Raw genomic sequence first — 21743 nt, forward strand, 5'->3', positions numbered from 1 at the left:
GGGACCTACTTGCGGCGGGAGTTCGTCGAAACGGTGCCCTCGCCGCCCGCCAGCTTCCACTCCTTGTGGAGCGAACCGAGCGGGATGGGCTTCTCGAAGATCGGCGTGCCGAAGACCTGCAACTGGAGCTGGAGGGCTCCCGCGAGGTCCAGGCCGCCGTAGGCGCCCCACTTGCCGGTGGCCGAGGCCTTGCCGTCCGCGGAGGCGGTCGCGCTGCCCTCCGCCTCGGCCCGCAGGTACGGGGCGACGTCGGCCTTCACGCCGACCGCGCCGTACAGACCCACGGACGCCTCGGCGCCGAGCGCCGCCTTCACCTTGCCGGCCGCGGTCACGGACGCCTGCGGCGAAGTGGCCGAGAAGTCGGAGGTGTTGACCGGAGACCAGCCCTTGCCGCGGTTGTACGCGCCACCGACGCGGAAGCCGCCCTTGAGCTCCTCCTTGACGTCGACGTTGACGTGGCCGTCGGCGTCCACCTGGAGGTAGCAGGTGAGGCCGAGGTTGACCACGACGGGCACGGGGCCGACCTGGATGACCGGCGAGGCGTGCAGCTTGGCGAACGGCACGCGCAGCGGCTTGCCGTCCGTCGAGGCGGCCGCCTGGCCCTTGAGCTCCCACTGGGAGGACCAGTCGCCCGACAGCGACACCGAGGCGCTGGCGGGCGCGCCGCCGAAGCCCGCGCCGCCGCCGTCGTAGGCGAAGTCGACCTCCGGAGCCAGCTGGACGAAGCCCGAGGCCGACGCCGCGGCGGACACCGGAGCGTCCTTGGCGGTGGCGATGGACGTGCCGACGTCGAGCCGCAGGTTGCCCAGCGGCACCTTCGCGCCCTTGGGCCCGAAGTGCACGTTCCCCGTCTTCGTCCACGAGGTCTTGACGCCCTTGACGAGCGGCTCGACCTCGACCGTGGACGGGTCGACGGGCACCGCGCCCTTGGCCCGGGAGTCGCCCAGCAGGGCACCCAGGGTGGCGGGAGCGGTGTTGACCTCGGTGCCCTGCTCGGTCTTGCCGAGCACCTTGGTGACCTTGGCGAGGACACCGTCGGGGGCGCCGGGGGCGGGCGCGCTGGCGATGATGTCGCCGACGTCCACCTGGCCGTTCTTGCCGGGGGAGGCCTCGGGGGACGCGCTGCTCGCGGCCCCTGCCGAGCCGGACGGCGCGGGCTTGCGGCCGGGGGCCACGCCCTTGGGGGGCTTCGCCGCACCGGAGATGACGGCGCGTCCGCTCTTCTGGTCGAACGAGGCGACCTTCAGCGCGGACTTCTGCGCCGGCTTCCCGGAGCCGGAGGGGCGGGCCACGGCGCTCGGGGCGCCCGCGCCCTCGGGCGCGGCCCGGACGGCGAGCTGGGGTTCCGCCGCGGGCGGGCGGGCTGCTGCTGCCTTCTCGGCGCCGGCGCCCGGGTCACTGCCGGACGGCCCGGAGGCCGCGGAGCACCCGGTGGCGAGCAGGGAGGCAGCGGTGATGGCGGGTAAAGCCAAAAAACGTGCGGACTTGCGCAAATTCGATCCTCGGGAGCGTGAGGTGGGGGCGGGCCGGAGGAGTCGGCACTCCGGCCCGCATCACACGGCATGGGCGGGTGAACCGGACGGCTACCCGCCGGTAACGGCATGATCATGCCATGGGTGCGGCGGCCCTCAGAAGTCCTAAACCACTGGCGGGCAGTGATCTGGATCACTGCCCGCCAGTGGGGTCGGCTTGCTCCAAGTCGTTTAGTTTTTGACCGCCTTGAGGACGACGAACTTCGGGTCGCTCGCCACGGTCTCGCAGTTGCCGAAGAGCTTGCGCAGCTTCACGTGGTAGCCCAGGTGCCGGTTGCCGATGACCCACAGCTCGCCGCCGCGGCGCAGCGCGGCGCGCGACCCGGTGAACATGCGCCAGGCCGTGGCGTCGGTGGTCGACTGGTGGGAGTGGAAGGGCGGGTTGTTCAGCACCAGGTCCACGGACTCGGCGGGCACGCCCGCCAGGCCGTCGCCCACCCGGAACTCGGCCTTCGCCCGCGGCCCCGCGTTCTCCCGGAACGTGGCCTCGGCGGACGCCACCGCCTGGTAGGACTCGTCGACGAACACCACCTCGGCCTGCGGATTGGCCAGCGCCGCGGCCGTTCCGACGATGCCGTTGCCGCAGCCGAGGTCCACGACGCGCTCCGGGCCGCGCCGCTGCGGCAGGTTGCGCAGGAAGAAACGGGTGCCGATGTCGAGGCGGTCGGCGCAGAAGACGCCCGCGTGGTTGGTGACCGTCAGGCCGGAGGCCGGCCCGACGCCCAGGGGCAGGGCGTAGCGGTGCGGCCACGGGCTCCCGGACTGCGGGACGGCGGGGTCCGGCGTGCAGAAGATGAGGCGGGCCTTCTTCACGGCCAGCGAGGTGCGGGTGGGGCCGGCGATCCGCTCGAACAGCTTGAGCGTCGAGGTGTGGATCTCGGTCACCTTGCCCGCGCCCACGACGACGGTCCCGGCGTGCAGCCGGGGCGCGAGCCGGTGCAGCTGGTCCTCCAGGAGCGCGAGGCTCTTGGGCACGCGCACCAGCAGGACGTCGATGCGGTCCGGCGGCGTGTCCCTGGTCGACAGGAGCTCCGCGGCACCGGCGCCGAGGCCGTTGCGCTCCAGGTTCCGCAGGGTGGCCTGCCGGGCCAGGAACGACTCGGTGATCTGCACGGGCCGGGCGCCCTGCCGGGCGAGGGCCGTGGTCAGCGCGCCCCACCGGTCGCCCAGGACGGCCACGGTGCCGGACAGGTCCGCGGAGCCGTCGGCGCTCTCCGCGCTCCCGGCCAGGTGCTGGAGCAGGTATTCATCGGCGGCGTCCCAGGCACGGAGCTGGTCGCGGGGGTCCTCGGGGAAACGGGTCAGGACCAGCTCGCCCCACGGCGTCATCAAACGGTTCATCGTGCCCACAGGCTAGTCGAGACCCCCGGCGCGGGTGAGCACGGCCGTGCCGTTGCCGTACGCGCCCCGGCCCGGCCGCGGATCCGGCCGGCCGGAGCACGCCCCCGGCCACTGGGTAAAGTGTCGCCGCCGTACGAGATCGTACGAACATCGCAGGTGAAGACGGGGACAGGGCATGGGCATACTCAACCGGGTGAAGAACCTGGGCGACCAGGTGGGAACGGCGGCGACCGCCTTCGGCATGGACGTGGCGAACGCCGTGCAGCGCGGCGTCGACGCCGGGCGCACCGGCACGAACGCCTCCGGCGACTGGGTCCTCTCCGTCCTGCGCTCGCTGCCCGCCCCCGCCGCGCCCGCCACCGCGGAGTGGGAGTTCTCCCTCGGCGCCCTGATCTGCCGCCACCCCAAGGTCCCCGCCCTCACCGCGAAGGCGCTACGCCCGCTGGACGGCATCGGCGCCCTGCGCTTCGGGCCCGAGTCGGTCGGCTTCGACGGCGAGGACGTCCCCTGGGACAAGGTCGTCCACCTCCGGCTGCACGACGCGTTCAGCGCCATGACCACGGACGCGCTCGACACCGAGATCGACCGGATCCGGGACCTGCTGCCCCCGCTCCCCGGGCGCAAGTGGGTGGTCACCAAGGTGGTTGAGGGCCTCGCGTCCGTGATGCTCGCGGCGCTGGAACAGGCGGGCGAGCAGCGCCTGGAGACCGTCGACGTCGCCTGCGAGCTCACGTACCGCGGCATGCTCGGTGTGAAGAAGACGCTGCGCGCCAACATGTTCACCACGGCCCTGCTGGCCCAGCAGCCCGAGGTCATGCACAGCCTCGTCCGCACCGCTCAGTCCAAGGGCGTCCCGGTCCTCCCTGCCGAGCCCCCGCTGCACGGCACGAAGACCGGCGAGCGGGTCCTCGCCCTGCGCGCCCGCACGGATGCGGTGGCGGACCGGCTCCGCGCCGAACAGGGCGCGGACGCGCCCGAGCTGAACCCCGCGCCGTAGGGACGCGCCGACCGGAACGGCACGGGTGGCCGAGGAGGCCGGCCGCAGTACGCGAGCCGGCCCCCTCGGCGCATCCGTCCGCCGTCGTCAGCGCGTCGCAGCCGCCGCGGCTTCCGCCTCGCGGCGGAGGGACTTCTTGTCCGGCTTGCCGGCGTCCGTCAGGGGCAGGGCGTCGATGAAGGAGATGTGCGCGGGCTCGTACATGGCGCCGCGCTCGTCGCGGACCAGCTCGCGGAGCTCCTTCTCGTCGAGCTCGCTGCCGGGGGCGCGCACGACGGCCGCGTACACGTGCTCCATGCGGTTGGCGTCGGGGACGCCGAAGACGGCGCTCTGCAGCACCTCCGGGTGGGTGTTGAGCAGGTCCTCCAGCTCGGTGGTGTACACGTGGCCGCCGACTACCACGATCATGTCCTTGATCCGGTCGACGATGGTCAGGTAGCCCTCGTCGTCCAGGAAGCCGATGTCGCCGGTGTGCAGCCAGCCGTCCCGCAGGACCTCGGCGGTCAGCTCGGGCTGCTTCCAGTACCCGGTCATGATGTGCTCCGAGCGCACGCAGACCTCGCCGTGCTCGCCGGCGGGCAGGTCGCGGCCGGACTCGTCGCGTATCGCGATCTCGACGCCGTTCATGGCCTTGCCCGCGGTGCGCAGCAGGGCGGGGTTGTCCGGGTCGTGGTCCTCCGGGCTGAGCACACTGATGCCGCCGGCCTCGTTCTGCCCGTAGAACTGCGTCAGCACGTGCCCGAAGCGCCGCACGGCCGAGGCGAGGCGGGCCGGGGAGGACTGGCAGCCGCCGTAGGTGACGTTGCGGAGGCTGGAGGTGTCCGTGCCGTCCACGTCCGGGTGGTCCATCAGCTGGTACAGCAGGGGCGGCAGCAGGAACATGTGGGTGATGCGCTCGCGCTCGATCGCCGCGAGCGCCTCCGCCGCGTCGAAGTCGTCGAGGAGGACGACGGTGCCGCCGTCCGTGCGCAGGGTGACGTCGGCCAGCAGCCCGGCGGCGTGGGCGAGCGTCGTGCACACCAGCTGCCGCATCCCGTCGTCGCTCTTGCCCTCCGGCTCCAGGATCTCGTCGACGTCGTCCTGGAATCCGGGCAGCCGCTCGAAGGCGGTGCAGATGGCCTTGGGGTGGCCCGTGGTGCCGCCGGTGTGGCGGATCATGCAGATGTCCTCGGGGCGGGCGAGACCCGAGAGCGGCTCGGCCGGCTGCCCTGCGGACAGCTCCAGCAGGTCGGTGCCCACGGTGCCCGGACCGAGCAGGAACACGTCCTCGACGCCGGTCAGCTCCGCCAGCTCGGCCGCCCGCCCGGCGTAGGCGGGGTCGGCTATCAGGGCGCGCGTCTCGACGTCGCGCATGATGGTGGCCTGCACGTCGGCCGAGAGCTTGTTGTAGAGGTGGTTGACCGCGCAGCCGATCAGGTTGGCCGCGTAACGGGCGGCGATCGTCTCCGGCAGGTTGCCGCTGAGCAGGGTGACGACCTGTCCGCGCTCCACGCCCCGGGCACGCAGCGCGCGTGCCATCCGGTGGACGAGGTCGCGGAGCTCACCGGCGGTGACGCGACGGTCGTGGTGGACGACGGCAGTCCTGGTGGGGTCGGCCCCCAGGATGTCGAGGTTCCGCTCCACGTATGTGCGGAACTGCTGCGCCGTGGCGGTCATGCGTGATTCCTCCTGATGCGGCAGGGCGATTGCCAGCAGTTGACTTAGGCAACCAGTTCGATGCTAATGCCATCGATCAACAGCGCCAAGTCGGGAGGAGGCTTGAGCGGGGCATGCCGGGCCGAAACGTCGATATTCGGTCAACGGATGGTCGGGGTGCCCACTCGCAGCCGGTTTCCGTCGGGGTCACGCAGCTCGATCTCCCGCGCCCAGGGGGCGGTTTGCGGCGGTACGCCGAACTCGGCGGCAACCGCGTCGACATCGCGCACCCGCAGATACACCAGCGTTCCGGGCCGGGCGTCGCCCTCGTGCTCCGACAGGAACAGCCGCACCGGCCCGCGCGCCACCTCGACGAAGGCCGGAAGGCCCGGTTCGAAGCGGTGCTCCCACTGCTCGGCGAACCCTAGGCGCGCATACCAAGCGACCGCCGTCCTCGCGTCCTCGACATAAAGCACCGGGATGACTTCTTCGTCCACGCGGCCATCATTCCAGACCCCAGGAAGGGCCCGGTTGTTGTGCTTTGACGACGAATGCTCTCTTCGGGGCCCGGCGCCGGCCCCTCCGCTTCGAACGCCTTTTTCCTGCTCTTTTCCTGCGATCTTGGTTCACTCGCCCGGCGGCATGCCGCTAATGTGGATCCGCCTAGGCGGATCCCCCCACGTGTCGGCAGCGGACTCCGTGCCCGCGTAAAGCGGAGTCATGGATTTCGAAGTGCGGCTTCTTTCCTGCCCGTTCCGATCGTGGAGTTGCCCGACCATGTCTTCCCGCATATCCCTCCCCGCCTTTCGCCGCCGCTGGGCCGGCGCCTGCGGCATCGCCCTCGCCGGAGTCCTCACGCTGGCCGGCTGCACCGGGGGCGACGAGGACGCCTCACCGGCGAAGAAGCCCTCGGCCTCGGCCTCCGCCTCCGCGTCCCCCTCTTCCTCGCCGTCGCCGTCGCAGGCTCCCTCGGCGTCCCCGACCGCGCCGCCCTCCCGGGCCGCCACCCCTTCCCCGATCCTGCCGAAGCCGCCCCGCAAGTCCGCGACCCCGCCGGCCGCCGAACACACCGGCGCGGGCGGCTCCTCGGCGCGAACGCCGGCCCCGCGCGAGGCCGGTACGACGTGCGAGATCCGCTCCAGCGCCGGCAACTGCTACAAGGCGGGCCAGTTCTGCCGCACGGCCGACGTGGGGTCGAGCACGCACGACGCCCAGGGCCGGCTCATGAACTGCGGCGGCAGCGGCAAGCCGCGCTGGCACTACTGAGGCCGGCCGGCCGAGCGCCTCGGATCACTCGTCAGGGCGGGGCCTCTCGTACAGGGGATGTTGACCACTCGCACGGCGAACTCGCCGAACACCGGCAGGGCGTCCGCCGGCATCCCTGCGAGAGCCGGCCGTCACTCGCCCGTGGCGCGCCCGTCCGGCGGGTCCACGGGCGGCCCGGCGGGCGGGGCCGCGGACGTGGCCGCGGGCGCCTGCCCGCCGCCCGGCCCGGGCGACGGCGCTGCGGAGGCCGGCGGGACCGGCACCGGAGCGGGCGGCAGGGGGTCGGGGGCCGCCGGCGTCTTCGTGCGTCCGCGAGCGGCCGGGGACGCCGCGGCGCCGTCCGCGGGCGGGCGCCCGGGAGCGGTGCCGGGAGAAACGGCAGGCGGCGATACCGGCACTTCCGGCTCGCCCGGCTCCTGCGACGGACGCGTGACCTGCCCCGGTGTGGCGCGGGCCAGTTCGAGCGCGTACTCCGCCCACCAGCGGCCGGCCGGCGGCGCGCCGCGGCAGGCCCCGTCGGACTCCCCGGGCCGTTTGACCCACAGGAAGGCGTCGATGCGCGGGTCGCCGGTGGCGGTCGTGGGAGGCGAGCCGAGGGCGCGCCCGGGCGGGTTGCACCAGGACTCGGGCTCGTGCTCGGCCTCGGGCTTCGGCCCGGGCTCGTGCTCCCCTTCCTGCCCGGCCTCGTGCCCGCTTCCGTGCCCGGCCTCATGCTCGTCTTCGTGCCCGGGCTCCTGCCCGGGCACGTCCTCGCTTTCCTCCCCGTCCGTCCCGTCGCCTTCCGCCCCCGCGACCCCGTCCAGTTCCTCCAGCCCCTCCGGTTCGTCCAGCTCCTCCATCTCCTCGGGATCGTCGGGATCGACCCTTCCCGCAGCACGCCGGGCCTCGGCCGCGCCCACAGGAGCCGGAGCGGGACGCCGGCCGCCCTTCTTCTTGCCCTTGTGCGGCGGTTCGGGGAGCGGCCCGTTGCCGTTGCGGCTCGTGTCGATGATGTAGTGGGCGCCGCCGAGCAGCGCCGAGAGGCGGTCGCCGTAGGCGCGCGTGACGGGCGTCGTGTGGAAGTTGGAGACATTGAGCGCGAAGCCGTCCGCCTCCGCGATCCCCGCTTCGGTGAGCGCCGTCACCATGAGGTTCTGGTCCTTGATCCAGCCGGGGTTGCCGGCGTCGATGTAGACCGAGACCCCCGGCCGGGCCTTGAAGGCGCGCACCGCCCCGGCGATGAGCGCGAGCCGCTGCTTGGCCGCCGCCCGGGGCACGCAGCCGGACGCCCACTGGGCGAGCGCGTCGGGTTCGAGGACGATCCAGGCCCGGCGCGCGCCGATCCCGGCCGCGGCCCGCGAGACCCACGTGCGGTAGTGGGCGGCGTCGGCGGCGCCGCCGGAGGAGTACTGACCGCAGTCGCGCTGCGGGATGTTGTAGGCGACCAGTACGGGGATGACCCCGTCGCGCTCCGCCTGCCGGGTGACGTCCTCGGCCTGCGCCTTGGGGTCGTCACCGGTCAGCCAGACGGCCATCGGCTCGCGCGCGATGCGCTGGAGGACCCGCGCGTCGTCCTCGCGCCCGCGCTCCCGCCACACCTCCACCTGGCGGGCAGCGGGTCCCCGCGGCTCGATCCAGAACGGGGACGCGGCGTCGAGGTTCTCCTCGTCGTCCGTCAGCGCCCCCTTGGCCGGCCAGGCCAGGGACATCGCGCCGGCGCACACGCACGCGGACACCACCAGGGCCGCGCCGCACCGCAGTGCCTTCTTCGTCTTCTTCCTGCCGGGCGCGGTCGCCCGGCCCGCATGGGGCCGGGCGGCGTGCCGCGGTGCCGCGTATGGCATCGATCCCCCGCACTTCATATTGGCTGATCGGTCCATTTCAGACACAGTGACAGGTGCCGACCCGTCAGACACGTCGGATTACTCCGAACGGAACCCGGATAAATCGCTCTGTCGACAGAGCGTCAGTTACGGGCGGGCCACCACCGGGAACCCGTTGCCGCATGGTGCAGATCGGATACACGATGATGACCGAGCAGGCGGGGCCCCGGGACCTCGTCGCGCACGTGGCCGGCGCGGAGGAGGCGGGGTTCGACTTCTCCGTCACCTCCGACCACTACTTCCCGTGGCTCGCCGCGCAGGGCCACGCGCCCAACGCGTGGGCCGTGCTGGGCGCCGCGGCCCAGGCGACGTCCCGGATCCCGCTCATGACCTACGTCACCTGCCCCACGACGCGCTACCACCCGGTGCTCGTCGCCCAGCAGGCGGCCACCGTCCAGCTGCTGTCCCAGGGGCGCTTCCGCCTCGGACTCGGCTCCGGAGAGAACCTCAACGAACACGTCGTGGGCGGCGGCTGGCCCGATATCAGCGTTCGTCACGAGATGCTCGAAGAAGCCGTGTTCATCATCCGGGCCCTCTTCGAAGGGGACCTCGTCACCCACCACGGCACCCACTACGACGTCGAGCACGCCCGGCTGTGGGACGTCCCCGTACCGCCCCCGCCCATCGGGATCGCCGTCTCGGGCGAGCACTCCTGCCGGCTGGCCGGCAGCGCGGCCGACCTGGTCATCGCGACGGAGCCCAAGCAGGAGCTGCTGGAGGCCTTCGACCGCCACGGCGGCGCCGGGAAGCCCCGGATCGGGCAGCTTCCCGTCTGCTACGACACCGACCACGAAGCGGCGGTCGAGCGGGCATACGAGCAGTTCCGCTGGTTCGGGCTGGGCTGGAAGGTCAACGCCGAGCTGCCGCACGACAAGTCCTTCGCCGCCGCGTCCGCTTCCGTCACCAAGGAGGAGGTCGCCGAGGCGATCCCCTGCGGCCCGAACGTGGACCGCTTCGTGGAGGCCGTACGGGCGTACACCGACGCGGGGTTCACCGAGGTCGCGCTCGTCCAGATCGGCGGCGGCCACCAGGAGCCGTACCTGGAATGGGCCCGGAAGGAGCTGCTGCCCGCCCTGCGCACGCTCTGAAAACCGCCCGCCCCGCCGGGAGGCCGCCGGTCACAGCGCGAGGATGTCGGCGAGCTTGTAGTCCGCCGGCTCCTCCAGCTGGGCGTACGTGCACTGGTGGGGCTCGCGGTCGGGGCGCCAGCGGCGGAACTGCGTGGTGTGCCGGAAACGGTCGCCCTGAAGGTGGTCGTAGGCGACCTCGCACACCCGCTCGGGCCGCAGCGGCACCCAGGACAGGTCCTTGGTGCCGGTCCACCGGCTGGGGCCGCCCGGCATCCGGCCGGCCGCCTGCGCCTCCTCGCTGGTCCACTCCTGCCACGGGTGCCCCTCGGCCGTGGGCATCCGCAGCGGCTCCAGCTCGGTCATGAGCTCCTGGCGGCGGCGCATCGGGAACGAGGCGCAGACGCCGACGTGCTGGAGGCGCCCGGCCGGATCGTAGAGGCCGAGCAGCAGTGAGCCCACGACGGGCCCGCTCTTGTGCGGGCGCAGCCCGGCGACGACGCAGTCGGCCGTCCGCTCGTGCTTGACCTTGGCCATGGCCCGCTCGCCGGGCCGGTACGGGGAGCCCGGCGGCTTGGCGACGACCCCGTCGAGCCCGGCGCCCTCGAACTGCTCGAACCACGCGTGCGCCGTCTCCAGGTCGTACGTGGCCGGAGCGACGTACACCGGGGCGAAGACCCCGTCCAGCGCCGTGGTCAGGGCGTCGCGCCGGTCCCGCTGCGGTGCCGCCAGCAGGGACTCCTCGCCGAGGGCGAGCAGGTCGAAGGCGATGAAGCTCGCCGGGGTGTCCTCGGCCAGACGGCGGACGCGGGAGGCGGCGGGGTGGATGCGTTCGAGCAGGGCGTCGAAGTCCAGGCGCCCGCCGCGGGTGATGACGATCTCCCCGTCGAGCACGCAGCGGGGCGGGAGCCGCTCGCGGAAGGCCTCCACGAGCTCCGGGAAGTAGCGGGTCAGGGGCTTGCTGGAGCGGCTGCCCAGCTCGACGTCGTCGCCGTCGCGGAAGACGATCGCCCGGAAGCCGTCCCACTTCGCCTCGTACAGCATGCCGGGCGGGATGGCCGCCACGGACTTCGCGAGCATCGGCTGCAGCGGGGGCATCACGGGGAGGTCCATGACCGCGATTGTGCGGGCCCCGGGCCCCGGCCGCCTCTCCGCCGAGCCGTCCGCGGCCGCCCCTCCGCCGGCTCTCCGGAGCTTCCTCTCCGCGGGCCGTCCGCAGGCGGGGCCCGGTGCCGCCCTCTAGCGTGAGAGGCATGGCACAGGAGGCGCTGGAGCTCACCGTGGGGGAGCGAACGGTACGGCTGTCGCACCCGGACAAGGTCTACTTTCCCGAGCGGGGCTTCACCAAGTACGACCTGGCCCGCTACTACCTCGCCGTCGCCGACGGCATCGTCCGGGCCCTGAAGGACCGCCCGACCACGATGGAGCGCTACCCGGACGGGGTGCAGGGCGAGTCCTTCTTCCAGAAGAGGGCGCCGAAGAACCTCCCCGAGTGGATCCCGACCGGGCGCATCGCCTTCCCCAGCGGCCGCTACGCCGACGAGATCTGCCCGGGCGAGGCCGCCGCCGTGCTGTGGGCCGCGAACCTCGGCTGCCTGACCTTCCATCCCTGGCCCGTGCGCCGGACGGACACCGAGCACCCCGACGAGCTGCGCATCGACCTCGACCCGCAGCCGGGCACCGGGTACGCCGACGCCGTCCGGGCCGCCGTCGAACTCCGCGACGTCCTCGACGGCCTGGGGCTGACCGGCTGGCCCAAGACGTCCGGGGGCCGCGGGCTGCACGTCTTCGTGCCCATCGCACCGCGGTGGACCTTCGTCCAGGTGCGCAGGGCCGCCATCGCCGTCGCCCGCGAGGTGGAGCGGCGGGTGCCGCAGGAGGTCACCACGGCGTGGTGGAAGGAGGAGCGCGGCGCCAAGGTGTTCGTCGACTACAACCAGACCGCCCGCGACCGCACCATCGCCAGCGCCTACTCGGTGCGCCCCCGCCCGCACGCCCCGGTGTCCGCGCCGCTGACGTGGGAAGAGGTGACCGGCGGTGCCGTGCCCGAGGACTTCGACCTGGCGAGCATGCCGGCCCGGTTCGACGCCGTGGGCGACGTGCACGCGGGAATGGAGGACCAGCCGTGCGGGCTGGAGGCCGCCCTGGAGCTGGCCGACCGCGACGAGCGCGAGCACGGCCTGGGCGATCTGCCGTACCCGCCGGAGCACCCGAAGATGAAGGGCGAGCCGAAGCGCGTCCAGCCGAGCAGGGCGAAGAAGGGGCCGACTGAGGGAACATCAGACACGAAAGAGTGAGGGCGAATTGCCCTGGTTTATTAAGGATTGCGGCGAGGTACGACGGCATTGCGTCATCCACCCCGCAGAACAGGGAGCCCCCATGCCCAGGACACTCGCAGTCCGCAGCAAGAAGATCTCGACGGATGCCATCGCTGCGGCCGCATTGGCGGGCTCGCTGCTGGTCGCCGGCTCGGCCCAGGCGGCCTCCGGCCCCGTCGTCCCGCCCGTCCCCCAGCAGCCCGCCGGCAAGATCGTCAGCGCCTCGGGCGTCAACGAGCGCATGTACCCCAGCACGGACTCGGCGGTGCGGGGCACCGTCGCCCGCGGCGCCAAGATCGGCCTGCGCTGCAAGGTCCGCGCCCAGACCGTCGGCGGCAACAACGTCTGGTACCTGATCCGCAACCGCAACACCTGGGTCGCGGCGGCCTTCGTCGGCAGTGCCGGCACCGGCGCCGTCCCGCTGTGTAAGGACGTCGACCGCACGCCCCTGGACAGCGCCCCCGCCACCCGGGCCGCCATGGGCTGAGGCCCGCCGCGCGCCGCCGGCGCACGGGCGCCGGACCGCCCCTCGCCGCACCCGGTGAGAGGGCGGCGCCGGTGATCTCTCTCCCCCTCTGCATCCGCTCCGCGCCGGGCCGCCCGCCCGGCGCGGAGCGGATGCGTTCAGGGGCGCCGCGTCCGCACCCCGTTACTCCGGGTGGCTGACGGTAACGGATTGTGCTGTCGCGTCGGACGGCGGGCGGAATAATGGGCGATGTCGTTGTTTCCCGGCCGAATGCTGTCGTGATGCTGTGCAAGGACTGTCTGAACCCGGTTATCGAGGGCCCCGAAGGCGGCTACGTCTGCGGCCAGTGCTTCCACGTCGTGGAGCCCAACGGCTATGCGGAGCGCCGCGCCGAGGGAGTGCGGCGGGCCGCGGAGGAGCGCCGCATCCGCACCGAGGAGCGCCGCGCCCGCGCCCAGGCCCGTAACCGCACCTGGCCTTGAGCGCCTTGGGCGCTCCGATGCCCTTGAGCGGCCTTGACGCTCAGCGGCCCGCGGGCGCCGCGCCCCCGGCGGCCGCGGCCGCGGGAGGCTGATCGCTGCCGCAGTGCAGGCACTTGACCGCTGCCGCGGGCAGGTCCTCCGACAGGCACGCCGGGCAGGTCTTGAGCGGGCCCGGCTCCGCGAAGACCACCACGCCCCGCCGCGCCTGCACGTGCTTGTACGGGACCACGATCAGGAAGTACACCACGGCCATGAAGATGAGGAAGTAGACGGCCGCCGAGAGGAACGAACCCAGGTCCAGGTAGGTGTTCTTGTTGCCCGCCCGGCCCAGCTGCCAGCCCAGCCCCATCGCATGGCCGCCCTGAGCGCGGGCGATGATCGGATTGATCACGAAGTCGGTGAACGCCTTGATGAGCGTGCTGAGCGCGAGTGCGATGATCAGGCCGACGGCGACGACGACGATGTCACCGCGCATGACGAAGTTCTTGAATCCCTTGAGCATGACCGACCTCCGGACAGCACGCTACATTCCGTCAAGCGGTCCTCAGCGGTACGGCACGCGCGGCGGCCGCCCTCAGGCGGCGGAGCCGCCGAATTCCCGCACGGCGTCCTCGACGATCGCCTCCAGCCGCGCGTGGTGCGCCCCGCGCCAGTACACGCGCTCGCAGACGGTGCACTGGGCGAACACGTCGTACGTGTGCCGCGTCCCGTGCTCCAGCCGCTCCGCGACCGTGTCCTTCGCGGCGTCCGCGAGCGGCCCGTTGCAGGCGGTGCAGCGCGTCCACGGGGCCAGCGCCGGGGCGAACCTGCTCAGGACGTCCCGCAGTTGTTCGTCGGGCCGGTCGCTGTAGACGTAGGCGCCGGCCCATATCTCGCGCCGCCGCAGCAGCCCGCGGTCGCGGCTGAGCAGCACCCGGCGCTCCGCCGCGGACAGCGCGGCCAGGGCGGGGTCGCCGATGTCCTCGCTCTCGTAGGCCGCGTCCACGCCCAGCAGCCGCAGCCGGCGCGCGAGCGTCCCCAGGTGCACGTCCAGCAGGAAGCGCAGCGGCGCGCCGGGCACCCGCTGCGGGCGCCCGACCGCGCGCACCTCGACGGATTCACCCGCGGAGGGGACGTGGGACACCGCCGCCGGGCGGCCGTCCACGAGCAGCGTGCCGGCCTCGGTCAGCGGAACGCCCAGCGATTCGACGACGTGCCCCAGGGACGAGGACGCGTCGATCGCGACGGGCGCCCGCTCGCGGCGCAGCTCGGAGTTGACGAAGAGCCGCAGCTCAGGGGCGAGGGTGACATGGATTTCCGGTCTGCTCACGCCGCCAGGATGCCATTGGCCGGCGGCCCGCCGGAGGCGGGGGCGCGGGCGGCGCTGCCGGCCCCGGGCCCGGCCCCTGGGCGGGGCCGGAGCCGGGAAGCGCTCCGACGGGACGTCAGGAGGCGCTGGGCAGGGCCGGAACCCGGTGCGTGGGGCAGGTGTAGCCGTTGCCGTGGATGTAGCTCCAGCCCAGTTCCTCGATGTGGGGCGTGGCCGTGTACGTGTGGTGCAGGAGGTGGCCCCACAGGTCGTCGTCGCGCGAGGGTCCGGGGTCGGGGATGACGAGGTCGAAGGTCGTGTGCGTGGTGCAGCCGTGGTGGTCGCACGCGAGGTAGAAGCGGACGGGGCCCGGGGTTTTGCCTGCGGTAGTGAGGCTCATGGGGCTAACTCTCGGGGGACGCGCGGGGCGGGGGAGGGCGGATCGGCGGATCTCTCCCTCGCTTCGGTGACGCAGCGTGTGACGACGGCCGGGGGTGGGTAGTCCTCTTTCCCTGGCGCACCTTCGGTTTTGCGTATCATCCGCTCAGGAGTTCCGGCGGGTTGATTACTGTGCGTGGTCGCTGCGTGCGGTCTCCGCGTGCGGCCGCCGTGCCTGGTGCTGTACGTGGCTGCTCCGCACGGCTACTGACGGACGGTCCAGTGGTCGTTGGCGCCCGCCTGGAGGAACTTCAGGGGCGGGCAGAGGAAGTCGCGGCCCTGGGGGCTCTCCTCGGTCCACGGCGAGTCGGCCGGCCGGGCGGGCCGCCACGCCCCGCGGCTGCGCAGCGCGACGGCGCTGGAGTCGAAGACGGTGGTGCGGGCCTCGGTGCAGTAGTAGCCCGTTCCGGTCGCGGGGTTGACGCTCGCGTAGATCTCGAACATGTCCCAGCCGTGCGACAGGCCGCTCTGGTCCTTGCCGGACTGACGGAAGAGCAGGTCCCAGCCGGCCGTGCGGTAGTTGTAGAGGTACGCCGACCACTGGTTGGCCGCGGCGTTGTCCTGCACCATCTGCACGCTGTAGGCCGGGCGCCCGCTCGCCTTGTCCGTGTACGTGGTGAGGAACGCGGCGTCGACGGCGAGGGTCTTCGCGGGGCCGCCGGGGCTGGAGCACCAGTCCCAGGCCCATATCTCGTTCCCGCTGTCCCAGTAGGCGGTGACGACCTCCATGCACGAGTTCTGGGCCTTGGTGGTGGGGGAGTAGGTGAAGTTCTCGCTGTCGGAGACCCGGTAGGAGGCGTCGACGCTGTGGGTCGCCTGAATGCCGTCGTGGGTGCCGGGCTGCGGGAAGACGCCCCACCAGTTGTGCGTGAGGTCCGCTTCCGGGGTCGCGGTCCCGCCGCCGGGCGTCCGGTCGTGGCGGCTCAGGGAGCCCGCCTGCGCGGCGGCCCGGCGGCCCTCGGCGAAGATGCGCGCGGCGCGGTCGCGGGCGGGGGAGTGGCCGGGGGTGCGGGCACCGGCGACCGTGCCGCGGTGCGGGGCGCCGGGGGAGGGGACGGGATCGCGGTGGGCGGAAGCCGTGCTCCCCGCCGCCCGGGGGTGGGAGGCGGCGGGGACGGTGGCGCCGAGGGCGGCGAGTGCAGCGAGTGCGGCCGTTGCGGACAGCAGGGCCGTACGGGCTCTCTTCATGGCTCCTCCGGGCGGGGTGCGCGGTGCATGCGGTGGGGGGCATTGGACCGGACCAAGCGATGAGAATGTCCATGACAACTGTTGAGGTGTCAAGAGACGTGAAGGGCCCACCACACGCAGAGCGCCCCGGAGAGCCCGGCGCACACACGAGGGCGGCACGGGCCCCGGTAAGGCCCGTGCCGCCCTCGCGAGCTGACCGGCACTCAGTCCAGGATGCCGCCCAGCACCCCGCCGACCAGCCCCGTCAGCCCGCCGACCACCCCGCCGAGCGCGAACACCAGACCGCCCAGCACGCCCGTCACCAGGCTCAGCAGGCCCGGGCCCCGGCCGTCGTACCGCTCATGCCCGTGCGGCCCGTGTCCGTGCCCGCGCCCGGGCGGCCGGCCCCGGTCGGACACCTCGACCCCGTCCTTGGCCAGATGCGCCGTGGCCGCGGCCGCGTCGGTGGCGGCCGTGGTCATCCGCTCCAGGTCCGGGTGCTCGGCCGCGGCCTCCCGGGCCAGCGCGCCCCGGGCCCGGTTCAGGCCGTCCAGGTGCTCCTTGACCTGCGGGCACGGCAGGCCCTGCTGCGTGCCACCGGCAGCTTCCGCCGCCCCCGGCCCGGCCGCCCGGCAGGCCTTGAGCGCCTCCACGGCCCGCTTGCGGATCACGTTGCGGTCGATGGCCCGGGCCCCGCCGGCGGCGGCCTCGCGCAGCGACTCGGGTGACGGCGCCTCGGCCGCCGGGGACGTGGGCGGCACCGGGGGCGGGAAACCGGCCGAAGCGACGGCGGAACCGGTCGTACCAAGGGCCAGCGCACCGCACAGGGCGCCGGAGACCATGAGAGCGGTTCTGCGGGAAGCACCCATGAACGAACTCCTTCGGGCAGGACGGGTGATCGTTACGGTCACCTTGCGCCCGCCCCCGGAACCTCGCAATTCGTCGTCCCGGGGCTTTGCGCCGATCAGCCGAAGGACCATCAGAAGCCCGCCGCCGGCGCCCCGCACCCGTCTCGGCCCGGGAGGCGGGCAATCGTATAGAGACACAAGCGGAAAAGCCAATGACGACCACGCGTGAGTGAAAGCGGCCCTGACGCCCTGGCACCCGCACGCCCCGCAGGGCAGGCTGCCAGGCGCACCACCGCGCTCGTTCCCCACCGCACCGCCCCGTGCACCTCCCCGCTCACTGCCGCCGACGGAAGAGCCCCCCTCCCTCATGCCCGACAGCAACTCCGACAGCAGCCCCGGTCACCATCCACCCGCCGACCTCTTCGACAAGCCCCTGGCCTCCCCCTTCCTGCGGGCCGTCCACGCCACTCCCGTACGGCCCTACTACCGCCCCCTGCAAGCACGCGACGGCGAGGCGGTCGTCGACGGGCGCAAGGTCGTGATGGCGGGCTGCAACGACTACCTCGGCCTGGCCACCGACCCGCGGGTCACCGCCGCGGCCGCGACCGCCCTCCAGACGTACGGGACCTCCTGCTCGGGCGCCCGCACCCTCAACGGCACCCTCCCGCTCCACGGCGAACTCGAAGCCGCCGTCGCCGACTTCCTCGGTACCGAGGACGCCGCCGTGGTCACCACCGGCTTCCAGGCCAACCTCGCCCTCGCCGCCCTCTTCGGCCCCGGCGACGCCGTCTTCAGCGACGCCGCCAACCACGCCTCGCTGATCGACGGCATCCGCCTCGGCGCCGCGGACCGCCTGCGCTACCGCCACGCCGACCCCGGCCACCTCGACCGGCTCCTCGCCGCGGCCGACCCCGCCGCGGCCAAGGCCGTCGTCACCGACGGCATGTTCTCCATGGACGGCGCCCTCGCCCCGCTGCCCGCCCTGACCGCCGCCGCCCGCCGCCACGGCGCCCGCACCCTCGTCGACGGCGCCCACGACATCGGGCTGCTCGGGCCCACCGGGCGCGGCGCCGCCGAGCTCCTCGGCGTCCACGAGCAGGTCGACCTCTTCACCGGCACGTTCTCCAAGTGCTTCGGCTCCACCGGAGGGTTCCTCGCCGGTCCCGCCCGCGTCATCACCCACCTGCGCTACGCCGCCCGCGCCATCCTCTTCTCCGCCTCCATGCCGCCGCCGGCCCTCGCCGCGGCCATGAGCGCCCTGGAGATCAGCATCGACGAGCCCTGGCGCCGCCACCGCGTCCTGGCCCTCGCGGCCCGCCTGCGCACCCGGCTCACCGCCCTCGGCTACGCCACCGGCCCCGCGCACGCCGATCCCGCCCCGCCCGGCGCGCCCCCGCCCCCCGGACCGGTCATCGCTGTGCGCACCGGGGACCCGGCCGACTGCGTCCGGCTGTGGCAGCACCTGCTCGACGCGGGCGTCTACACCAACCCCGTCGGCCCGCCGGCCGTCCCCGAGGGCTCCAGCATCATCCGCGTCACCCTCCAGGCCACCCACACCGACACCCACGTCGACCACATCGCCGAAGCCTTCGCGAGCGCCCGCAGGACCCCGCCGCCCGCCGTCCCCGCGCCCCTGCCCGCCCGCTCCCCTCAGGCCCTCGCCCCGGAGACCGCCCGATGACCGACGTGACCGTCACCCCGGTGCGCGGGCGCGCCGCCACCACCGCCTTCATCAGGATGCCCCGCGCGCTCTACCGCCACGACCCCCACTGGGTCGCCCCCCTCGAACACGAGCTGCGCGCCTGCCTCGACCCCCGCCGCAACCCCTTCCACGCCACCGGCACCGCCCAGCTCTTCCTCGCCCTGCGCGGCACCACCCCCCTCGGCCGTATCGCCGCCCACATCGACCCCCGGTACCAGCAGCGACACGAGGAACGCACCGGCCACATCGGCTTCTTCGAGTGCACCGACGACCCGGCCGTCGCCGGCGCCCTGTTCGCCGCCGCCGACCGCTGGCTCGCGGCCCGGGGCGCCGACCGCGTCCTCGGGCCCCTGAGCTTCACCACCAACGACGAATGCGGCGTGCTCGTCGACGGATTCGACGGCCCGCACACCGTCCAGATGCCGCACAACCCCTCGTACTACGGCGGCCTGTTCACCGCCTGCGGCTTCACCAAGGCCAAAGACCTCCACTCCTTCACCGGCCCCGTGCCCGCCGACGGCGAGCCCTCCGAGGCCATCCAACGCGCCGCGCAGCGCGCCCTGACCGACCCCGGCGTCCGCATCCGCCCCCTCGACCCCCGCCGCTACGACGCCGACCTCGCCGCCGTCCGGCGCATCTACGACGAGGCCTGGGCCGGGAACTACGCCTCCGTGCCCTTCACCGACGCCGAGTTCCGGCACCTCGGCCGCCGCCTCAAGCCGCTCCTCGTCCCCGACCTGCTCCAGATCGCCGAAGTCGGCGGCGAACCCGCCGGCTTCACCCTCTGGCTCCCCGACGCCCACCAGGCCCTCGCCGCGGCCCGCGGCCGCCTCACCACCTACGGCCTGCCCCTCGGCCTCATCCGCGCCACGCGCGCCCGCCGCCGCATCAACCGCACCCGCGCCTCCACCGGCGGCATCCTCAAGGAACACCGGGGCCGCGGCCTGATGGCCGCCCTCTTCCACCGCGCCCAGCAGGCCGCGGCCCGCCTCGGATACACCGAGACCGAGTACTCCTGGGTCCTGGAGGACAACCGGCCCATGACCTCCCTCGTCCAGGCCATGGGCGGCGTCCGCATCCGCACCCACCGCCTCTACCACCGCCCCCTCGGCCCCGCTCCGGCCACCGCCTCATGAGGTACGCCGTCACCGGAGCCACCGGATTCGTCGGCACCCGCCTCGTCGCGCACCTCACCGCGCTCGGCCACGACGTCACCGTCCTCGTGCGCGACCCCCGCCGCACCGTGCCCGGCGCCCGCACCGCGGCCGCCGACCTCGCCACCGGCGCCGGGCTGCGCGAGGCCACCGCCGGCGCCGACGTCGTCATCCACCTCGCCGCCCTCACCCACGCCGCCGACCCCCGGGCCCTCGCCGCCGTCAACACCGGCGGCACCCGCCGCCTGGCCGCGGCCCTCGCCTCCCACCCCCGGCCGCCCCGGCTCGTCTACTGCTCCTCCCTGGCCGCCAGCGGCCCCGGCCGGCTGCGCCACGAGAGCGACACGCCCGCCCCCGTCTCCGCCTACGGCCGCAGCAAACTCGGCGGCGAGGACGCCCTGCACCGCGCCGCGGACCGGTTGCCCGCCCTCACCGTCCGGCCCCCCATCGTCTACGGGCCCGGCGACCGCCAGTTCCTGCCGCGCCTCGCCGCGGCCGCCCGGAGCGGCCTGCTCCCCGCCGTCGGCCCCCGCGGCCCCCGCCGCTACTCCCTCCTGCACGTCGACGACCTGTGCCGCGCCCTGCTCGCCGCCGCCGAACACGGCAGGCCCGGCGCCGTCCACCACGTCGGCGACGGCGCCGAGCACCTGTGGAGCGACATCGGCGCGGCGGTCGCCGCCGCCCTCGGCCGGCGCCCGCCCCGCGTGGTCCACCTCCCCGCACCCCTCGCCCTGGCCGCGGCCCGAGCCTTCGGCCGCACCGGCATGCTCAACCCGGACAAGGTCAGCGAGGCCCGTCACCCCTCCTGGACCACCGCCCCCGGCACCCTGCCCGCCTTCACCCCGCGCATCACCTGGCCCGACGGGCTCCGCACCACCCCGAGCCCCGCACTCCTCGACATCCGGAGCAGCACATGACCGTGCGCCGACACCTCTCCCCGTACGAACGCGCCGTGTGGGCGGCAGGGGAAGCGCTGCCCGCCACCGTCGCGGGCGCCGTGCACGTGGAGGGCGCCACCACCCCCGGCCGGCTGCGCGACGCCGTCGCCGCCGTCCGCGCCCGCCACCCCCTCCTCGGCTCCCGCGTGGAGCGCGGCGGCCCCTGGCGCGCCTGGTTCACCACCGAAGGCGTGCCCGAGACGCCCCTGCGCGTGGAGTATCCCGTCGCCGGCCGCACCGTCGCCCGCGTGCTGGAGGAGGAACTCCAGCGCCCCTTCGCCACCGCCGACGGGCCCCTGGCGCGGTTCGTCGTCGTCGACGGCGGCACCTCCTTCGACCTGATCGCCGTCTTCCACCACCTCGTGGCGGACGGGCACTCCGCCGCCGTCGTGTTCCGCGACATCCTCCGGCACCTCGCCGCGCCCGGCGCCGGAGGCCCCGCCGTCGCCGCCCCGCCCGCGGACGGCCTCCTGCCCGGTCCCCGCGTCCGCCCCGCCGACCTCGCCAAGCTCTCCCGCTCCCTGCGCCTTCCCCGCCAGGCCGGCCCGCCGCCCCTGCCGCCGGGCCCCGCCGCCCCGCTGACCTGCCGCACCTGGACGCTGGACCGGGCGGAGACCACCGCGCTGCTCGACCGCTGCCGCGCCGAGCGCACCACCGTCCACGCCGCCCTCTGCGCGGCCTTCGCCCGCGCCCGCCGGGCCCCCGGGCCCGCCCGCATCGCCGTCGCGGCGGACCTGCGCCGCATCCTCGCGCCCGTGCCCGAGGAGTCCGTCGGCCTCTACGCGGCCAGCTTCCTGCTGCCCGTGGCGACCGGCCGCCCCCACGACGACCTCTGGGAAGGAGCACGAGAGCTCAGGGAGCGCCTCCACCGGCGCCTGCGGCCGGAGGAACTGCGCCCGCTCGTCGCGGGATTCCGCCTGCTGCCCCTGCCGGACGGGATGATCACACGGCTCCTGCACCGCAGCGAGAACAAGGGCGCACGCTTCGACGTGTCCCTCAGCAACTTCCTCACGTCCATCCCGGACACGTACGGCGACCTGCGCCTGACCGCCTTTCACGGCGCGGCCCACACCAGCCTCTCCGGGGCCCCGCTGGTCATCCTGATCGGCTTCGGCGGCAGGCTGTTCTTCAGCGTCACCTCCACCGACCCCGACGCGGCGGGGCTGTGCGAGCGGGCCATGACCCACCTCAAGACGGCGGTGACACCCGCCCGGCCGGCAGGTGCCCGCCTCTGAGCCCCGG

20 protein-coding genes and 2 pseudogenes are annotated in these 21743 nt (G+C 73.9%); 10 read left to right on the top strand and 12 right to left on the bottom strand.

All coding sequences use genetic code 11. The annotated features are described in order from the left end of the window. Positions 1-5: 5 nt before the first annotated feature. Positions 6-1472: a hypothetical protein gene (locus PS271_RS28515; protein ID WP_398385850.1), complete on the bottom strand. Its 1467-nt coding sequence runs from the start codon at positions 1470-1472 to the stop codon at positions 6-8. Positions 1473-1703: 231 nt separating this feature from the next. Further along, positions 1704-2873, bottom strand: coding sequence for a methyltransferase (locus PS271_RS28520; RefSeq protein WP_398385851.1), 1170 nt, complete (start codon positions 2871-2873; stop codon positions 1704-1706). Positions 2874-3048: 175 nt separating this feature from the next. Here PS271_RS28520 and PS271_RS28525 point away from each other — a divergent pair, with 175 nt between their 5' ends. Next, the gene (locus PS271_RS28525; protein ID WP_398385852.1) at positions 3049-3870 is read left to right on the top strand and encodes a hypothetical protein; all 822 of its coding nucleotides are present in this window, start codon (positions 3049-3051) and stop codon (positions 3868-3870) included. A gap of 87 nt (positions 3871-3957) precedes the next feature. Here PS271_RS28525 and PS271_RS28530 read toward each other — a convergent pair whose 3' ends face one another. Both PS271_RS28530 and PS271_RS28535 read right to left on the bottom strand, forming a co-directional pair. After that, positions 3958-5526 (bottom strand): AMP-binding protein, encoded by a 1569-nt coding sequence (locus tag PS271_RS28530; RefSeq protein ID WP_398385853.1) that lies wholly within the window; start codon positions 5524-5526, stop codon positions 3958-3960. 140 nt (positions 5527-5666) lie between these two features. Next, positions 5667-6002, bottom strand: coding sequence for a glyoxalase superfamily protein (locus PS271_RS28535; RefSeq protein WP_398385856.1), 336 nt, complete (start codon positions 6000-6002; stop codon positions 5667-5669). A 280-nt stretch (positions 6003-6282) separates the two neighbouring features. Here PS271_RS28535 and PS271_RS28540 point away from each other — a divergent pair, with 280 nt between their 5' ends. Beyond that, entirely contained in the window at positions 6283-6771 is a 489-nt protein-coding gene (locus PS271_RS28540; protein ID WP_398385858.1) for a hypothetical protein, read from the top strand. 461 nt (positions 6772-7232) lie between these two features. On the opposite strand, the pseudogene PS271_RS31375 reads toward PS271_RS28540, so the two are convergent. Both PS271_RS31375 and PS271_RS31380 read right to left on the bottom strand, forming a co-directional pair. Then, a pseudogene (locus PS271_RS31375) lies at positions 7233-7406 on the bottom strand (glycoside hydrolase family 6 protein); the annotation flags it as partial. A gap of 327 nt (positions 7407-7733) precedes the next feature. Further along, positions 7734-8630, bottom strand: a pseudogene (locus tag PS271_RS31380) (glycoside hydrolase family 6 protein); the annotation flags it as partial. 125 nt (positions 8631-8755) lie between these two features. Here PS271_RS31380 and PS271_RS28550 point away from each other — a divergent pair. Further along, positions 8756-9721: a TIGR03557 family F420-dependent LLM class oxidoreductase gene (locus PS271_RS28550; RefSeq protein WP_398385859.1), complete on the top strand. Its 966-nt coding sequence runs from the start codon at positions 8756-8758 to the stop codon at positions 9719-9721. Between the two features lie 30 nt (positions 9722-9751). Here the strand turns inward: PS271_RS28550 and PS271_RS28555 are convergent, their stop codons facing one another. After that, positions 9752-10813 (bottom strand): ATP-dependent DNA ligase, encoded by a 1062-nt coding sequence (locus tag PS271_RS28555; protein ID WP_398385860.1) that lies wholly within the window; start codon positions 10811-10813, stop codon positions 9752-9754. A 140-nt stretch (positions 10814-10953) separates the two neighbouring features. On the opposite strand from PS271_RS28555, the gene ligD reads away from it, so the two are divergent. From ligD to PS271_RS28570, 3 genes are all read left to right on the top strand, one after another. Continuing rightward, a complete protein-coding gene (gene ligD, locus PS271_RS28560; RefSeq protein WP_398385862.1) occupies positions 10954-11997 on the top strand; it encodes a non-homologous end-joining DNA ligase in 1044 nt (347 codons plus the stop codon). An 82-nt stretch (positions 11998-12079) separates the two neighbouring features. After that, the gene (locus PS271_RS28565) at positions 12080-12505 is read left to right on the top strand and encodes an SH3 domain-containing protein (protein WP_398385863.1); all 426 of its coding nucleotides are present in this window, start codon (positions 12080-12082) and stop codon (positions 12503-12505) included. Positions 12506-12765: 260 nt separating this feature from the next. Further along, positions 12766-12966 carry a hypothetical protein gene (locus PS271_RS28570; RefSeq protein WP_189383096.1) on the top strand — a complete coding sequence of 67 codons (201 nt, stop codon included), beginning with the start codon at positions 12766-12768 and terminating at the stop codon, positions 12964-12966. A gap of 40 nt (positions 12967-13006) precedes the next feature. On the opposite strand, the gene PS271_RS28575 is transcribed toward PS271_RS28570, so the two are convergent. The 5 genes from PS271_RS28575 to PS271_RS28595 all read right to left on the bottom strand — a co-directional run bounded on the left by PS271_RS28575 (position 13007) and on the right by PS271_RS28595 (position 16728). Then, complete coding sequence (locus PS271_RS28575; protein WP_398385865.1) at positions 13007-13468, bottom strand: large conductance mechanosensitive channel protein MscL; 462 nt, start codon at positions 13466-13468, stop codon at positions 13007-13009. A 72-nt stretch (positions 13469-13540) separates the two neighbouring features. Beyond that, positions 13541-14275 (bottom strand): Mut7-C RNAse domain-containing protein, encoded by a 735-nt coding sequence (locus PS271_RS28580; protein WP_398385867.1) that lies wholly within the window; start codon positions 14273-14275, stop codon positions 13541-13543. A 115-nt stretch (positions 14276-14390) separates the two neighbouring features. Next, complete coding sequence (locus PS271_RS28585; protein ID WP_120756152.1) at positions 14391-14654, bottom strand: hypothetical protein; 264 nt, start codon at positions 14652-14654, stop codon at positions 14391-14393. 242 nt (positions 14655-14896) lie between these two features. Further along, on the bottom strand, positions 14897-15880 hold the full coding sequence (locus PS271_RS28590; protein ID WP_398385869.1) for a carbohydrate-binding protein: 984 nt from the start codon (positions 15878-15880) through the stop codon (positions 14897-14899). Between the two features lie 203 nt (positions 15881-16083). Beyond that, a complete protein-coding gene (locus tag PS271_RS28595; protein WP_398385871.1) occupies positions 16084-16728 on the bottom strand; it encodes a hypothetical protein in 645 nt (214 codons plus the stop codon). A 346-nt stretch (positions 16729-17074) separates the two neighbouring features. Between PS271_RS28595 and PS271_RS28600 the strand changes: the two genes are divergently transcribed. Genes PS271_RS28600 through PS271_RS28615 form a run of 4 tightly spaced genes read left to right on the top strand, consistent with a single transcriptional unit; the run spans position 17075 to position 21736 of the window. Next, positions 17075-18388 (top strand): aminotransferase class I/II-fold pyridoxal phosphate-dependent enzyme, encoded by a 1314-nt coding sequence (locus PS271_RS28600; RefSeq protein WP_398385873.1) that lies wholly within the window; start codon positions 17075-17077, stop codon positions 18386-18388. Next, on the top strand, positions 18385-19545 hold the full coding sequence (locus PS271_RS28605; protein WP_398385874.1) for a GNAT family N-acetyltransferase: 1161 nt from the start codon (positions 18385-18387) through the stop codon (positions 19543-19545). The genes PS271_RS28600 and PS271_RS28605 overlap by 4 nt, the downstream gene beginning before the upstream one ends. Further along, positions 19542-20480 (top strand): NAD-dependent epimerase/dehydratase family protein, encoded by a 939-nt coding sequence (locus PS271_RS28610; protein WP_398385876.1) that lies wholly within the window; start codon positions 19542-19544, stop codon positions 20478-20480. The genes PS271_RS28605 and PS271_RS28610 overlap by 4 nt, the downstream gene beginning before the upstream one ends. After that, positions 20477-21736 carry a phthiocerol/phthiodiolone dimycocerosyl transferase family protein gene (locus PS271_RS28615; RefSeq protein ID WP_398385878.1) on the top strand — a complete coding sequence of 420 codons (1260 nt, stop codon included), beginning with the start codon at positions 20477-20479 and terminating at the stop codon, positions 21734-21736. The genes PS271_RS28610 and PS271_RS28615 overlap by 4 nt, the downstream gene beginning before the upstream one ends. The last annotated feature ends 7 nt before the right edge of the window (positions 21737-21743 follow it).

It is taken from the genome of Streptomyces sp. SCA2-17, assembly GCF_044336695.1.

Coding starts and splice junctions, on each gene's coding strand:
- PS271_RS28520 (WP_398385851.1), bottom strand. CDS start 2,873: ATGAACCGTTTGATGACGCCGTGGGGCGAGCTGGTCCTGACCCGTTTC.
- PS271_RS28525 (WP_398385852.1), top strand. CDS start 3,049: ATGGGCATACTCAACCGGGTGAAGAACCTGGGCGACCAGGTGGGAACG.
- PS271_RS28530 (WP_398385853.1), bottom strand. CDS start 5,526: ATGACCGCCACGGCGCAGCAGTTCCGCACATACGTGGAGCGGAACCTC.
- PS271_RS28540 (WP_398385858.1), top strand. CDS start 6,283: ATGTCTTCCCGCATATCCCTCCCCGCCTTTCGCCGCCGCTGGGCCGGC.
- PS271_RS28550 (WP_398385859.1), top strand. CDS start 8,756: ATGGTGCAGATCGGATACACGATGATGACCGAGCAGGCGGGGCCCCGG.
- PS271_RS28555 (WP_398385860.1), bottom strand. CDS start 10,813: ATGGACCTCCCCGTGATGCCCCCGCTGCAGCCGATGCTCGCGAAGTCC.
- ligD (WP_398385862.1), top strand. CDS start 10,954: ATGGCACAGGAGGCGCTGGAGCTCACCGTGGGGGAGCGAACGGTACGG.
- PS271_RS28565 (WP_398385863.1), top strand. CDS start 12,080: ATGCCCAGGACACTCGCAGTCCGCAGCAAGAAGATCTCGACGGATGCC.
- PS271_RS28570 (WP_189383096.1), top strand. CDS start 12,766: ATGCTGTGCAAGGACTGTCTGAACCCGGTTATCGAGGGCCCCGAAGGC.
- PS271_RS28575 (WP_398385865.1), bottom strand. CDS start 13,468: ATGCTCAAGGGATTCAAGAACTTCGTCATGCGCGGTGACATCGTCGTC.
- PS271_RS28585 (WP_120756152.1), bottom strand. CDS start 14,654: ATGAGCCTCACTACCGCAGGCAAAACCCCGGGCCCCGTCCGCTTCTAC.
- PS271_RS28590 (WP_398385869.1), bottom strand. CDS start 15,880: ATGAAGAGAGCCCGTACGGCCCTGCTGTCCGCAACGGCCGCACTCGCT.
- PS271_RS28595 (WP_398385871.1), bottom strand. CDS start 16,728: ATGGGTGCTTCCCGCAGAACCGCTCTCATGGTCTCCGGCGCCCTGTGC.
- PS271_RS28600 (WP_398385873.1), top strand. CDS start 17,075: ATGCCCGACAGCAACTCCGACAGCAGCCCCGGTCACCATCCACCCGCC.
- PS271_RS28605 (WP_398385874.1), top strand. CDS start 18,385: ATGACCGACGTGACCGTCACCCCGGTGCGCGGGCGCGCCGCCACCACC.
- PS271_RS28610 (WP_398385876.1), top strand. CDS start 19,542: ATGAGGTACGCCGTCACCGGAGCCACCGGATTCGTCGGCACCCGCCTC.
- PS271_RS28615 (WP_398385878.1), top strand. CDS start 20,477: ATGACCGTGCGCCGACACCTCTCCCCGTACGAACGCGCCGTGTGGGCG.